This is a genomic window from Bacillus sp. FSL K6-6038 (genome assembly GCF_038050455.1).
In the GTDB taxonomy this organism is placed as follows: Bacteria; Bacillota; Bacilli; order Bacillales; family Bacillaceae_G; genus Bacillus_A; species Bacillus_A pseudomycoides.
The window spans coordinates 759,950-773,116 of record NZ_JBBOUH010000001.1; the positions used below are offsets into that span (position 1 = coordinate 759,950).

Sequence of the window (13,167 nt, forward strand, 5' to 3'; positions counted from 1 at the left end):
TGGTGGTAAGCTACTACAGAAAAAGAATAAGAAAAAATTTGAGTAGGGCAGTTAACTTTTAATTTTTTTAACAAAATTTATACCATAGGGGGTAAGGTAGTGGGTGCTATAGGATTACAAGCGAAAGATATTGCTGAGAAAGTTTTATTTGGAGAATTATTTATTTTAGATGTTCGTAATGAAGTGGATTATGTGGATTGGAAAATTGAAGGGAAACAAGTTTCTTCTATTAATAAACCATACTTTGATTTGTTAGAAGGCGTAGAAAGCATCTTGGAAGAGTTGCCAAAGGAAAAAGATATTCTTGTTGTATGTGCGAAAGAAGGATCTTCCAAGTTTGTTGCTGAGCAACTTATAGAGGCTGGTTTGAAAAATGTTTATTATTTAGCTGGTGGTATGAAAGCTTGGAGTGAATATGTGAAGCCGATTAAAGTAGGGGATTTAAAAGATGGTGGCAGCGTGTATCAATTTAACCGTCTTGGAAAAGGATGTTTGTCCTATATGGTTATTTCAAATGGGGAAGCTGTAGTCATTGATTCTATACGAACAATTGAAGCATATGAGGAGTTTGCAGAAGAACAAGGTGCTATGATTACAAACGTTATGGATACACATTTACATGCCGATCATATTTCTGGTGGTCGTAAGTTAGCACAGAAGGTGAAAGGTACGTATTGGTTACCGCCAAAAGATGCTGAAGAAGTTGTTTTTTCTTATGAGCCACTTGTTGAAGGAATTGTCATTCAGGTGGGAGGAACAAAAATTGCTATTGAGACGATCTATTCACCAGGTCATACAATTGGAAGTACATCATTCATTGTAGATGATGTTTATCTTCTATCAGGTGACATTTTATTTGTAGATTCTATTGGTCGTCCGGATCTTGCGGGAAAAGCGGAAGATTGGGTAAGTGATTTGCGTAACACTTTATATAAACGTTATAAAACATTATCTCAAGATTTGATTGTTTTACCAGCGCATTATTCGAAAGCAAGCGAATTGGATGAGCAAGGGCGGGTTCGTGCAAAATTGAAAGATCTATTTAAACGAAATGCAGGATTAAATATTGAAGATGAGTTGGAGTTTCGAAAAACAGTTACAGAAAATTTACCGCCCCAGCCGAATGCATATCAAGATATTCGTCAGACGAATATGGGGAAAATCAATCCAAGTGTAGAAGAAGAGCGCGAAATGGAAATTGGTCCAAACCGCTGTGCGGTGCACGATTAATAATAAAAAAATATGTTGGAGGTATAGAATATGAATGCAAAACAAGTATTAGATGTGAAAGGCTTAGCATGCCCAATGCCAATCGTAAGAACAAAAAAAGCTATGGAAGCTTTACAATCTGGAGAAGTGCTAGAGGTTCATTTAACAGATAAAGGTGCAATAAAGGATATTCCAGCTTGGTCAAAAACAGGTGGACACGAAGTACTACAGCATACGGAAGAAAATGGTGTACTGAAGTTCTGGATTAAAAAGGCGTAAAATAAAAAGACCTGCTCTACGGATACGAATTGTATAGAGAAAGATTGGAGGAGATGGTGTATGAGTGCAAATGTAGTATTCAATATTGTTTTAACTATACTTGTTGCTTGGTTTATCATTTCTCGCTTTTTACCGGTTAAGGGAGTTAAAAATATAAACGGGAAAGAACTAAAGACGGAGATGAATAAAAAAAATAAACAATTTATTGATGTTCGTACACCTGGTGAATTTAGAGGGAATCATATTCAAGGGTTTCAGAATATCCCATTAAATGAGTTAGCACAAAAAGCGAGTCATTTAGATAAAAACAAAGAAGTAATTGTAATTTGTCAAAGTGGAATGAGAAGTAAACAAGCAACAAAAATGTTAAAAAAATTAGGCTTTCAACATATTACGAATGTCTCAGGTGGTATGAATGCTTGGAATTAAGGAGGAAATGAAAAATGAAGGAAATAACAGCAAAAGAATTAGAAAATAAATTGATGAATCATGAAGTATTACACGTTATTGATGTTCGTGAAGTGGAAGAGGTGATGGAAGGGAAAATTCCGGGAGCTATTCATATTCCACTTGGTCTGTTGGAATTTCGCATGCATGAATTAGATAAAAACAAAGAATATATTATGGTGTGTCGCTCTGGTGGGAGAAGTTCACGAGCTGTTCAGTTTTTAGAAAGCTATGGTTTTGGGGTTATAAATATGACTGGTGGTATGTTAGATTGGGAAGGTAAAATAGAATAATACGGAGTACGACGCAGGGTTCTTTTATAAATAAAGGCTTTTGTATATTTCACAAAATACCCGCATAGGTATATTGAAGTGGGGAGTTAACATGGAGAAAAAGAAAAAAACAACGATTGTTTTGTTTAGTGGAGATTACGATAAGGTGATGGCAGCTTATATTATTGCCAATGGTGCAGCGGCGTATGATCAAGAGGTGACTATTTTCCATACGTTTTGGGGGTTAAATGCACTTCGAAAAGATGAATATATAAAAGTAAAGAAAAACTTCTTAGAGAAAATGTTTGGAAAGATGATGCCTCGCGGTGCAAATAAGATGGGCTTATCTAAAATGAATTTTGCCGGTATGGGCCCTCAAATGATTAAGCATGTTATGAAAAAGCACAATGCTATGCCGCTTCCAGATTTAATTGATATGGCAAAAGAGCAAGGTGTTAGGCTTGTAGCTTGTCAAATGACAGTTGATTTATTAGGACTAAAAGAAGAAGAGATTATGGAAGATGTTGAATTTGCTGGTGTGGCAGCTTATCTAGCAGATGCTTCTGATGGAAATGTGAATCTATTTATTTAAAGGTAATTCATTAAAGAACGCCTTCTTTCTAGAAGGGAGAAAAATAAAGATGAGCTTCAGTTTTATGATTGTAATCTTTCTTATTGGTTTTGTTGGTTCATTTATATCAGGAATGGTTGGTATTGGCGGTGCTATTATTAATTATCCGATGATTTTATATATTCCTGTGCTATTAGGGTTTACTGGTTATACGGCACATGAAGTAAGTGGTATTACAGCTATTCAAGTGTTTTTCGCAACATTTGCAGGTGTATGGGTTTATCGGAAAAGCGGTTATATAAATGAAACATTGGTGCTATATATGGGAACGAGTATTTTAGTGGGAAGTTTTGTCGGGAGTTTAGGTTCAAGAGTATTAGATGCAGGGCAAGTTAATATTGTATATGCTATTTTAGCTACGATAGCAGCTATTATGATGTTTATTCCGAAAAAAAATCGCAGCGAGCTTCCTTTAGAAGCATTGACGTATAATAAAGGATTAGCTAGTGTTTTAGCATTTATCGTAGGTACTTCTTCTGGTATTGTTGGAGCAGGCGGTGCATTTCTACTTGTGCCAATTATGCTTGTCATTCTTAAAATCCCTACACATATGACAATTGCAACTTCATTAGCAATTACTTTTATTTCATCTATCGGGATTACAATTGGAAAAGTAACTACAGGACAAGTGGTAGTACTGCCGTCTATAATGATCGCGATTGCAAGTTTAATTGCTTCACCGCTTGGAGCAAGTGTAGGGAAGAGGTTAAATCAAAAAATATTGCAGTGGATATTAGCGATATTGATTGTTTCAACATCTATTAAAATTTGGATGGATATCGCATTGTAATATGATTTTTGGGAAGTGTATTACCAGATATTACTGGATAGATATTTTAAGAAGAAGGTTAGTATAGAAAGAATGTAAGAACGCCACTAGAGAACCAGTGGCATTCAAGTTATTAAGCCCAAATAAGTTTCATTAATCTTTCATATTCATCATTTGCAGCTTTATATAATAGTCTAGTATGCTCAAATACAAGGGCAGGGTTAAAGTATGGTTCTGTAAATACAAGGGAAGTTGAAATATCAATGGAGTCGCTGTTACTAATTGTGAATTTTGCGAATCTATATGCTGTATTTAGTTCGTTGATTAAATGTAATATTTCGCTTTTCTTGGCTGAATCAGGAACTTGAGCGACATTGAAGCAATATATATCGACAGTAGGATGCTCGTTATGAAAGGCAGCGATAAGACGAACTTTTGCACCACTCTCTGTTTCTAAGTTTACTGAAAAAAATACAGAGCCATCATTCTCATCTATGTTTTCTTCCATATGTATTTCATTGGATTGTAGATAATCTTTAAAGTCTGAAACGTTATGCTTTACTGCGGCTTTCATATGTTTGTGCCTCCTGTTAATTAGAATATAATTCTACCTTTTATTATAATTTAAAGATATTGAAATTGATAGTTAAAAAAATTAGAATTTTTGTTGTTTTCAAAATTATATTAGGGTGTATAAAAACCCAGCTCTATCTTTATAGAGCTGGGTTTTTTATTAATTTTTATTCGATGTTGTCTCTGTGTCTTCATCGTTATTGTTATTTTTTTGGTTAGTAGAATTTTGACGATTATCGTTATCGTGATTTGTATCTTTTGTTTTCTCATTCGATGATGTTTTGGTCTCTACGTTTTCATCGTTATTGTTACTTTTTTGGTTAGTAGAATTTTGACGATTATCGCTATCGTGATTTGTATCTTTTGTTTTCTCATTCGATGATGTTTTGGTCTTTACGTTTTCATCGTCATTGTTACTTTTTTGGTTAGTAGAATTTTGACGATTATCGTTATCTTGTTTCGTATCTTTTGTTTTCTCAGAGCTTGTTTTTTTCTTGTTCTCTTTATCATCAGAATCAACTTTCTTATACTCAGATAGTCCAAGATGAGTACGAAGTTGTTTTGTTAAATCGTCTAAATCTTTTTCTACTGGCACATAATAATACGTACCACCATCACTTGCACGACCGCATTCTTTATCACCAGCTGACATATAACAATCTTTACCATTAATTTGTAATTTTTCAAGTGAAGAATCTGAACCGTATTTATAGAATGATAACATATCATCAAATGTTAAGTTTGTAACGAACTGTCCATTAATGTGATCAATAATATTTCCTACTTTTGTTACAGAATCAATGTTTGTTAGTTTTTTCAGAATGGCTTCGATAACAAGTTGTTGACGTTGACCACGCATTGCATCACTATCAATATGGCGTGTTCTAGCAAGAGCAAGAGCTTCTTCACCGTTTAATTTTTGAACGCCTTTTTTCAAGTGGATTGCACCTGCATTATCGTTACTATCTTGTTCAGTAAATTCAACAGGAACGTCTACTTCAATACCACCTAAATCATCCACAATTTTTATAAATGATTTAAAGTTGAATTTTACAAAGTAATCAACAGGAACGTGGAGTAAATCTTCTACCGCATCAATACTAGCTTGCGGGCCACCAGCTTTTCCATTTTTAGCCGAACCAAATGCATGTGCATGCGTAATTTTATCCATTTTCTTTTCTATTGGGATATAAGTATATGTGTCTCGTGGAATACTTAAAAGTTTTACAGTTTTACTATCTTTATTAAAAGTTGCAAGTAACATTGCATCTGTTCTTATAGCAGCACCGTATTCTTTGCCACGGACATCGCTTTCATCAACGCCCATGATTAATACAGATACATTGTTAGAAATAGGTTTAACTGCTTTATCACGTAAATCTGATTTATCACCGCGTGCTAAATCGTGGGCGGCATTAAAAACAGCAGAGGATGCTTTATTTACTAAAAACCAAGTATAACCGCCTCCTACTATTAAAAATAATAAGAGAGCACTTAGAATGATTTTTGTTTTTTTCTTTCCTTTTTTCTTATTATTTCGTGTATTTTCTTGCAAAGATGGGTTTTGATCCATTTCATATACTCCTTCATTTGGATTGAAATACGATACTCATATCACCTAATTATAATGAATGTTAGCGAAAAAGAACATTACAAATCATTTACATTTCGCTAAAATCCGATTTATTTCACGAAAAGTCAGATTTTTCCGCCTTTCGAAAAGTGAATTTTAGGGGAATAAGCAATAGAACAATTATAATTTGTCGTATTAGAAATAGAAATACATATTATGAAAAAATAATAAAGAAGTAAGATTTGTTGAAATATGTTCAAGAGGAAGATTATATTACATTCTTCTATAGGCCTTATATAATGAAGTGAAAAAACTGTTTGTTAGGAGTAAAGGAGATAGACATAATAAATCATACATCATTTCGAGCAATTCTTATAAATGAAAAGGAAAAAAATCAATTATAAAGTGATAGAAGACATGGGATTGCCATGTCTTCTACTCGATTAAATACATTTTGATTTGTTGGCATATCAGTCGCTGCTATGAAAACAAAAGGAGACCTGCACTCGTTTTCTCTCTTTGTTTTCACTCGTCATGGGGCTAAAAAAGACCCTGACCGCTTCTATGCAAGGACGGACGCTCTTTCTCACCAAAAAAGAAAGATTTTATATCAGTTTTTTCAATTTGTATTATAGTGTTTGTTTTAATGCAACTTTCCCTTGTTCCCCTAAAACTCCATCTGCAATATTTACAGCGTGATCACCGATACGCTCTAAATTACTTACTATATCAATAAAGATGATGCTTGCATCACCTGAGCAACTACGTTCATTCAGGCGTAGCACGTGGCGCTTACGTAATACACGTTCCATTTGGTCAATTTTACGTTCTTTCGTAATGACCGTTTGTGCAAGTCCAGTGTCGAAGTTTGTTAAAGCTCCAATTGCATCTTGTAATGTTGAAATTGTTAGTTCAAGCATTTCATTTAGTTCCGCCATTGCTTCATCTGATAGTGTGACACGGTTAGAAATTTGGGAGTCCACAAGTTCTACAACGTTTTCTACATGGTCGCCAACGCGTTCAATATCTCCGACAACAGACGCTAAGACAGAATGTTTTTCGGAATCCATTGGTGAAAGTGGTTTTTCAGAAAGTAGCACTAAATACTCCGTAATTTTTCTATCTAAGTTGTTAATAGCACCCTCTAGTTGAGTTGCCATATCAGCATGTTTCTTTTCTTTTGTATTTAAAAATTGAGTTGCTTCTTTTAGGCCGTGTAATGAGAACTCTGCCATACGAATAATCTCTTTTTGTGCCTCTGTTAAGGCGATAGCAGGAGATTGTTCAATAAAGATTGGATTTAAATGCTGCGGTTTAAAGTCAATAGCGGCATCTTCTCCGCGAATAATTTTTGTTACAATCCACGCTAACACTGCAATGAATGGAAACTGAATAATCGCATTCGTTACGTTGAATGTTCCATGCGCAACAGCAATTGTCATTTCTGGATTTAAGTTTAACGATGTTTGGAAATATTGAATTAAGTTTGTAAATGGTACTAATAAAATTGTAAAGATGATGGTACCAACTATGTTAAAGATAACGTGTACTAATGCTGCGCGCCTTGCTGCAATAGAAGTACCAATCGCTGCTAATACAGCGGTAATTGTTGTTCCGATATTATCACCAAACAGTACAGGTAGAGCAGCTTTTAAATCGATTGCACCTTGGCCGAATAATTCTTGTAAGATTCCAATTGTTGCACTTGAGCTTTGTACAATTAATGTAAAGATTGTACCTACGATAACTCCTAGGACTGGGCTGTTACTCATACTAACAGTTAATTCTTGGAATGATTCTAAAGAGCGTAGTGGCTTCATACCTGTGCTCATTAATTCTAAACCGAAGAATAACATACCAAATCCGAAGACGACTTGTCCAAGAGATTGTACTTTTTTATTTTTAAAGAAGAATAGTAAGATTGCTCCAACTGCCATAATTGGAAGAGCATATTCTCCGATTTTAATTCCGATAATAAATGCTGTAACAGTTGTACCAATGTTAGCACCCATAATAACGCCAATTGCTTGTCTGAGCGTCATAAATCCAGCACTTACAAGTCCAACTGTTAAAGCGGTTGTTCCTGAGCTAGATTGAATCAGTACGGTAACTAACATACCTGCTAGTACGCCCATAAGTGGGTTAGTTGTAAAACGATCGAGAATGTCACGTAGGCGATCACCAGCTGCTTGTTGCAGACCGTCTCCCATGTACTTAATCCCAAATAAGAAAATACCTAATCCACCAATAAACTGGAAGATCATGTCTTGAACATTAAATTCCACGCATTTCACTCCTTAAATTTCATGTACGGTGTAATTATTAACTAAAATTTGAGGTGGTGTAAATGATATCAATGTAAACTTTACATTAAATTTACAAAGGGATAAAAAGTTTACATTTATTTAAAGAAACCCCTGGATTTAATTGGTTTTAATGCGTTATATAGGGTTGTATTGTAAAGAAATAACATTTAATTTGGAAGTTCTTTGTATACTTTTTGTTTAACGTAAAAAAATATGCGAAGTAAATAGTGTCTTAGAACTATACAATTTGAATATTTATATGTAAATATTCAAATTGTTATAATATGAGAGGATAATATATATCCAAATAAAGAGGATATAATCAAATTCAGAATTAAGTATAGGCGTGGAGAAAATAATGAAATATGCATCTACTGTGTTAATGATAATATTCGTTTTATGTGGAGCTATTGTTACGTTTGATAATAATGGTGTTGGGACTTTTACATTTACAAATATAAGAAGTAATGTATTGCAAAAGGCACCATTCAATTAGCTGGAAATAAAGTGTTGTTAACAACTAAAATAGTTGCTTCTGGAGAGTATGGATCTGAGACTTATTTTGGAGACAATGTAACAACAAATTTAAAGTATCATCGAGATAGATAAGGGTTAGAAAAAGCTGCTGGGTTATCCAGCAGCTTTTTCATTCTTTTTATCCATCTGTTTTTGTTTTCGTACATTTGTAGTGTAAATAAAGAGAAACGCGATAAGTAATACAGAAGAATAACGATATACAGTTGCATAGTCTGTAAAGTGTGCGATGAATCCGAAAATAATTGCACCTGCCCCAATGCCGAGGTCAAATGCCGAGAAGAATGTTGCGGTAGCAACGCCGCGGCGATGCGGAGCTACACGGTCAATCATCCATGCTTGTAAGGCCGGCTGAATAGCGCCGAATCCACTTCCGTAACAGCTTGCTGCAATGATTAAACTTGGTATTGTTGTTGTATACGATAACAGAATAATTCCTGTAAATGTTAAGATAACACCGGGAATAATAACAAATGCATGGCCTTTTACATCGTATAGTCTTCCTGAGAAGGGACGTGTTACAGCGATGGCAAGGGCGTTAAATAAGAAGAAAAGGCTAATATCAGCGATACCGACTTGCGTAGCAAATAACGTGATAAAGCTCCCAATTCCTCCGTACATTAATGTAATACACAATATTAATAATGAAGGAAGTAAAGCTTTCTTTTCGATAAACCCATCTAAAAATGATTCATGTGCTTGGTGAATTGGTTTTTCAGTTGCTTGAATTTTGAGTAGCTTTGTTAATATTAATGAAACTACTGTGCAAGATAGTGCACATAAAAAAAGAATCGTAAAGCTATAAGTCTGCATGAGCCAGAGGCCGATAAGAGGACCAAGTGCCATAGCGATCGTTCCAGAGAGGCCGAAATATCCCATACCTTCACCACGACGTGCTGCAGGAATTAAGTAAGAGACTACAGTCCCATATGTGGTCGTTGTAATACCAAAACCAGCTCCGTGTAAAATGCGAACAGCAAGAAGAAGAAAGACAGTGGAGGCAAATAGGTAGCTGCCCATCGCTAGTAGGCAAATTGCAGTACCAGTCATTAAAATCAGTTTTTTACTAAATTTTTGTAGTGCATTTCCAGTGAGCGGCCGAATAATTAAAGCTGCCACAGTAAACATTCCAACAACAAATCCGATGTTTGAACTCGTGCCACCAATTTCTTTCACGTAAACAGGTAATGTTGGAATTAACATTTGAAAGCCTAAAAACATACATAAGTTTGCTAAAATGAGCGCAATAAATTCTTTTGTCCATAATGGTTCTCGTTTTACGAGTGCTGCTTCTCCCATATATTCATCCCCTAAATATTTTTCTCTGTTCTTTCGAGTATATGTAGTGGTCAATGTACCAGTCAAGAAAGGTGAACTGAAATGATGTAACAATTTTTTGGGGCGAAAAAATTTGCAAATTTGTGTAAATGCTACACAAATGCTCTTAAAAAAGGTAAAGTATAGATGTATAGTCTGCTAGTTGTTAAGATTGATAGAGATGTTTTTTTAAAAAGAAAGCGGATTCAAACGGATAGTAAAGTAGAAGGGGATTTCTACTACTTTACTATATATGTTTGAAAGGGTTTACAAAATGATGATGAAGAAAGAGGTGTATATGCATGAGACGATTAGGTATTTCTATTTATCCAGAACATTCTACAGTAGAGAAAGATAAGGAATATTTAACATTAGCACATCAATATGGTTTTACACGTGTATTCACATGTTTATTATCAGTGGATGGAGAAAAAGAGAAGATTGTTAAAGAGTTTAAGGAAACGATTTCGCATGCGAATGAATTAGGTTTCCAAGTACTTGTTGATATTAGTCCAGCCGTTTTTGAACAGCTCGGTATTTCTTACAACGATCTCTTATTCTTCCACGAATTAGGTGCATATGGTATTCGTCTAGATGTTGGTTTTTCAGGATTAGAAGAATCCATTATGACATATAACCCATATGGATTAAAAATTGAGATTAATATGAGTAACGGTACGAAATATGTTGATAATATTATGAGTCATCGTCCGAACTGTGAAAATTTAATTGGTTGTCATAACTTCTATCCACATCGTTATTCTGGTCTTTCTTATGATCATTTTATGAAATGCTCAAAACAATTTAAAGATTACGGCATGAGAACTGCTGCCTTTATTACATCATTTGATGCGACATATGGTCCATGGCAGGTAACTGAAGGGTTATGTACAATCGAACAACATCGTGAATTGCCAATGACAACGCAGGCGAAACATTTATTTGCAACAGAATTGATTGATGATGTAATCATTGCGAATGCATATGCATCAGAAGAAGAATTAAAGGCGCTCGGAGAAATAAATAAAGAAAAGCAAACGTTTGATATAGAGATTTATGAAACAACAACAGAATTAGAAAGAAAGATTGTAGTAGAAGAACCGCATTTTTATCGCGGGGATGTGTCTGAATATATGATTCGTTCAACACAAAGTCGTGTGAAATATAAAAAAGAAGAGTTTAAACCTCATAATACAAGACCGATTAAACGTGGCGATATTCTCATTGATAATGAACAGTATGGCCAGTATAAAGGAGAATTACAGATTGCCTTAAAAGATATGGTTAACACAGGAAAAACAAATGTAGTTGGCCGTGTTGTAGAAGAAGAGATTTTCTTATTAGATTATTTACAAGCTTGGGATAAGTTTGGATTTGTGCTAAAGAAATAATATGTTTATATAAGAAGCCATCATGAATATGGTGGCTTCTTTGACGTGAAAAAAACTAGAGAAATTAAAATGGATAAATGATACAATATAAGGAAGTTTTGGTTAGAGATGGAGGGCAAAAAATGCAGGTAGAATATACGTTAACAGAACAAGATTTTATTGCATTTAATCTGCATTATGCGAGGTATTCTAAAACAGTAAAGCGCTCTTTAGTTCTTCAGCATTATATTGTAGCTATTATTCTGTTTGCTGTTTCACTTAGTGTTTTTTTATTTGGACCACCAGATTATAAATCGATGGATTTACCTTTTATTTTTTTACTAGCAGGGGTTATATGGATCGTGTTTTATCCTAAGTGTTTCTATAAACTTATTGAGAGAAATATTAAGAAAATGCTTCGGGAAGGAAGCTATGACAATTTACTAGGTAAGCACAATGTACAAATAACAGATGAGGGCATTATTGAAACAAATAACAGTGGAGAGACAAAGCTAAATTGGACAGGAATCGAGAAGATAGAAGAAAATGAAGCATATATTTTTATTTATGTAAGCTCGATGAGTGCAAATATTGTTCCTAAACATGCTTTTGTCCAAGAGAATAGTAAGAATGAGTTTATGAGAAGGTTGAGAGCGGGGATGGAATCTTTAGGAATATAAAAAGGTTGCCTTATGATAGGCAACCTTTCGTTTATTCATATCGTAAACATTCAATCGGATCAAGCTTCGCAGCTTTATTAGCGGGTAGTAAACCGAATAGGATACCGATTAGCATAGAAAGTGCGACAGAAATCAGACCTAGTTTTATTGAAACAACAAGCGGCCATCCCGCAAACATTGCGACAATCCAAGCGAAGAAGATACCGAGCATAAATCCAATGAATCCACCTAATGCTGTTAAAATACAAGATTCAATTAGGAATTGCATCAATACTTTTCCGCGCGTTGCACCAAGTGCTTTACGGATACCAATTTCACGCGTACGTTCTGTTACAGAAACGAGCATGATATTCATAACGCCGATACCACCAACAAGTAGTGAAATTGCTGCAATACCACCGAATACACTTTTTAATATGCCTGTGAAGCTATCAATCTCTTTTAAATCGTCTTGTGGATTTGGTACTTTGAATTTCCCAGTATGCTCTGGTTTTTTCGCATCATTTAATAATTTTACAACTGCATCTTGCACAGTTTGCTTATCTTGACCTGGAGCAATTTTTACTGTTAAGCCATCATAATTATTTTTCCCAAATAGAACAGGCCAGTTTTCAGCAGAGATAGCACCTTCTTTAAACGCCATGCCACCCATCATTGCTTTGATAGAATATACACCCACTACTTTATAAGGAGTACCTTTTATATCAACATATAAACCTTCCTCCCAAGAAGGGAACAATTTATCAAATGCATCTTTGTGTAACACGATTGTATGTTCAGGTTTATCTAAATCAGCGGCAGTGAACAACCTGCCGTGCTCAAGTTTGAAGCGAGATGTATCTTCAAAGTAATCGCCTTTTACACCAGTTATATCAATATCTAATTCTTTTTTTCCGGCATATACTTTCTCTTTTCCTCTAACATCAGGATATACATCTTGAACACCAGAAATTTTTGAGACATTGTCATACATGCTTGCAGATATTTTTCCATCCATATCAGAATAATCTTCTGTTGTATAGTTTACTGAAAATTGATCCTTTTTTTCTTTGCCAATTTGTTCACGGAACTTTGCGTTTGTTCCATCTCCGATTGAGATGATTGTAATAATCGCACTAACCCCGATAATAATCCCCAACATCGTTAAAATAGAACGCATTTTATGAGCGAAGATAGAGGAAAGGGCCATGCGTATATTTTCGTTTGT

Annotated in this window: 13 protein-coding genes; 8 read left to right on the forward strand and 5 right to left on the reverse strand. The window is 34.8% G+C overall.

Translation table 11 applies throughout. From position 1 onward, the window contains the following. Positions 1 to 99 precede the first annotated feature (99 nt). The 6 genes from NSQ40_RS03925 (at position 100) to NSQ40_RS03950 (ending at position 3,628) form a co-directional block, all read left to right on the forward strand. Positions 100 to 1,230 carry an MBL fold metallo-hydrolase gene (locus NSQ40_RS03925; RefSeq protein ID WP_003195375.1) on the forward strand — a complete coding sequence of 377 codons (1,131 nt, stop codon included), beginning with the start codon at positions 100 to 102 and terminating at the stop codon, positions 1,228 to 1,230. A gap of 30 nt (positions 1,231 to 1,260) precedes the next feature. Next, positions 1,261 to 1,488, forward strand: coding sequence for a sulfurtransferase TusA family protein (locus NSQ40_RS03930; RefSeq protein ID WP_003195379.1), 228 nt, complete (start codon positions 1,261 to 1,263; stop codon positions 1,486 to 1,488). A gap of 60 nt (positions 1,489 to 1,548) precedes the next feature. Beyond that, entirely contained in the window at positions 1,549 to 1,917 is a 369-nt protein-coding gene (locus tag NSQ40_RS03935; protein WP_003195381.1) for a rhodanese-like domain-containing protein, read from the forward strand. Positions 1,918 to 1,931: 14 nt separating this feature from the next. After that, positions 1,932 to 2,228, forward strand: coding sequence for a rhodanese-like domain-containing protein (locus tag NSQ40_RS03940; protein ID WP_003195383.1), 297 nt, complete (start codon positions 1,932 to 1,934; stop codon positions 2,226 to 2,228). 91 nt (positions 2,229 to 2,319) lie between these two features. Further along, positions 2,320 to 2,799, forward strand: coding sequence for a DsrE/DsrF/DrsH-like family protein (locus NSQ40_RS03945; protein WP_341286060.1), 480 nt, complete (start codon positions 2,320 to 2,322; stop codon positions 2,797 to 2,799). A gap of 49 nt (positions 2,800 to 2,848) precedes the next feature. Further along, the gene (locus tag NSQ40_RS03950; protein ID WP_033795907.1) at positions 2,849 to 3,628 is read left to right on the forward strand and encodes a sulfite exporter TauE/SafE family protein; all 780 of its coding nucleotides are present in this window, start codon (positions 2,849 to 2,851) and stop codon (positions 3,626 to 3,628) included. Positions 3,629 to 3,740: 112 nt separating this feature from the next. On the opposite strand, the gene NSQ40_RS03955 is transcribed toward NSQ40_RS03950, so the two are convergent. The 4 genes from NSQ40_RS03955 to NSQ40_RS03970 all read right to left on the reverse strand — a co-directional run bounded on the left by NSQ40_RS03955 (position 3,741) and on the right by NSQ40_RS03970 (position 9,892). Then, positions 3,741 to 4,181 (reverse strand): YbjN domain-containing protein, encoded by a 441-nt coding sequence (locus NSQ40_RS03955; RefSeq protein ID WP_003195390.1) that lies wholly within the window; start codon positions 4,179 to 4,181, stop codon positions 3,741 to 3,743. Positions 4,182 to 4,340: 159 nt separating this feature from the next. Then, complete coding sequence (locus NSQ40_RS03960) at positions 4,341 to 5,753, reverse strand: LCP family protein (RefSeq protein ID WP_003195393.1); 1,413 nt, start codon at positions 5,751 to 5,753, stop codon at positions 4,341 to 4,343. Between the two features lie 629 nt (positions 5,754 to 6,382). Beyond that, positions 6,383 to 8,038, reverse strand: a complete 1,656-nt coding sequence (locus tag NSQ40_RS03965) for a Na/Pi cotransporter family protein (RefSeq protein ID WP_341286061.1) — start codon at positions 8,036 to 8,038, stop codon at positions 6,383 to 6,385. A gap of 651 nt (positions 8,039 to 8,689) precedes the next feature. After that, positions 8,690 to 9,892 carry an MFS transporter gene (locus NSQ40_RS03970; RefSeq protein WP_003195401.1) on the reverse strand — a complete coding sequence of 401 codons (1,203 nt, stop codon included), beginning with the start codon at positions 9,890 to 9,892 and terminating at the stop codon, positions 8,690 to 8,692. A gap of 320 nt (positions 9,893 to 10,212) precedes the next feature. On the opposite strand from NSQ40_RS03970, the gene NSQ40_RS03975 reads away from it, so the two are divergent. Together NSQ40_RS03975 and NSQ40_RS03980 are read left to right on the forward strand one after the other, a co-directional pair. Continuing rightward, entirely contained in the window at positions 10,213 to 11,301 is a 1,089-nt protein-coding gene (locus tag NSQ40_RS03975; protein WP_003195402.1) for a DUF871 domain-containing protein, read from the forward strand. Between the two features lie 122 nt (positions 11,302 to 11,423). After that, on the forward strand, positions 11,424 to 11,960 hold the full coding sequence (locus NSQ40_RS03980) for a YcxB family protein (protein WP_224796017.1): 537 nt from the start codon (positions 11,424 to 11,426) through the stop codon (positions 11,958 to 11,960). Between the two features lie 31 nt (positions 11,961 to 11,991). Here the strand turns inward: NSQ40_RS03980 and NSQ40_RS03985 are convergent, their stop codons facing one another. Continuing rightward, positions 11,992 to 13,149 (reverse strand): ABC transporter permease, encoded by a 1,158-nt coding sequence (locus NSQ40_RS03985; protein WP_003195405.1) that lies wholly within the window; start codon positions 13,147 to 13,149, stop codon positions 11,992 to 11,994. Positions 13,150 to 13,167 lie beyond the last annotated feature (18 nt).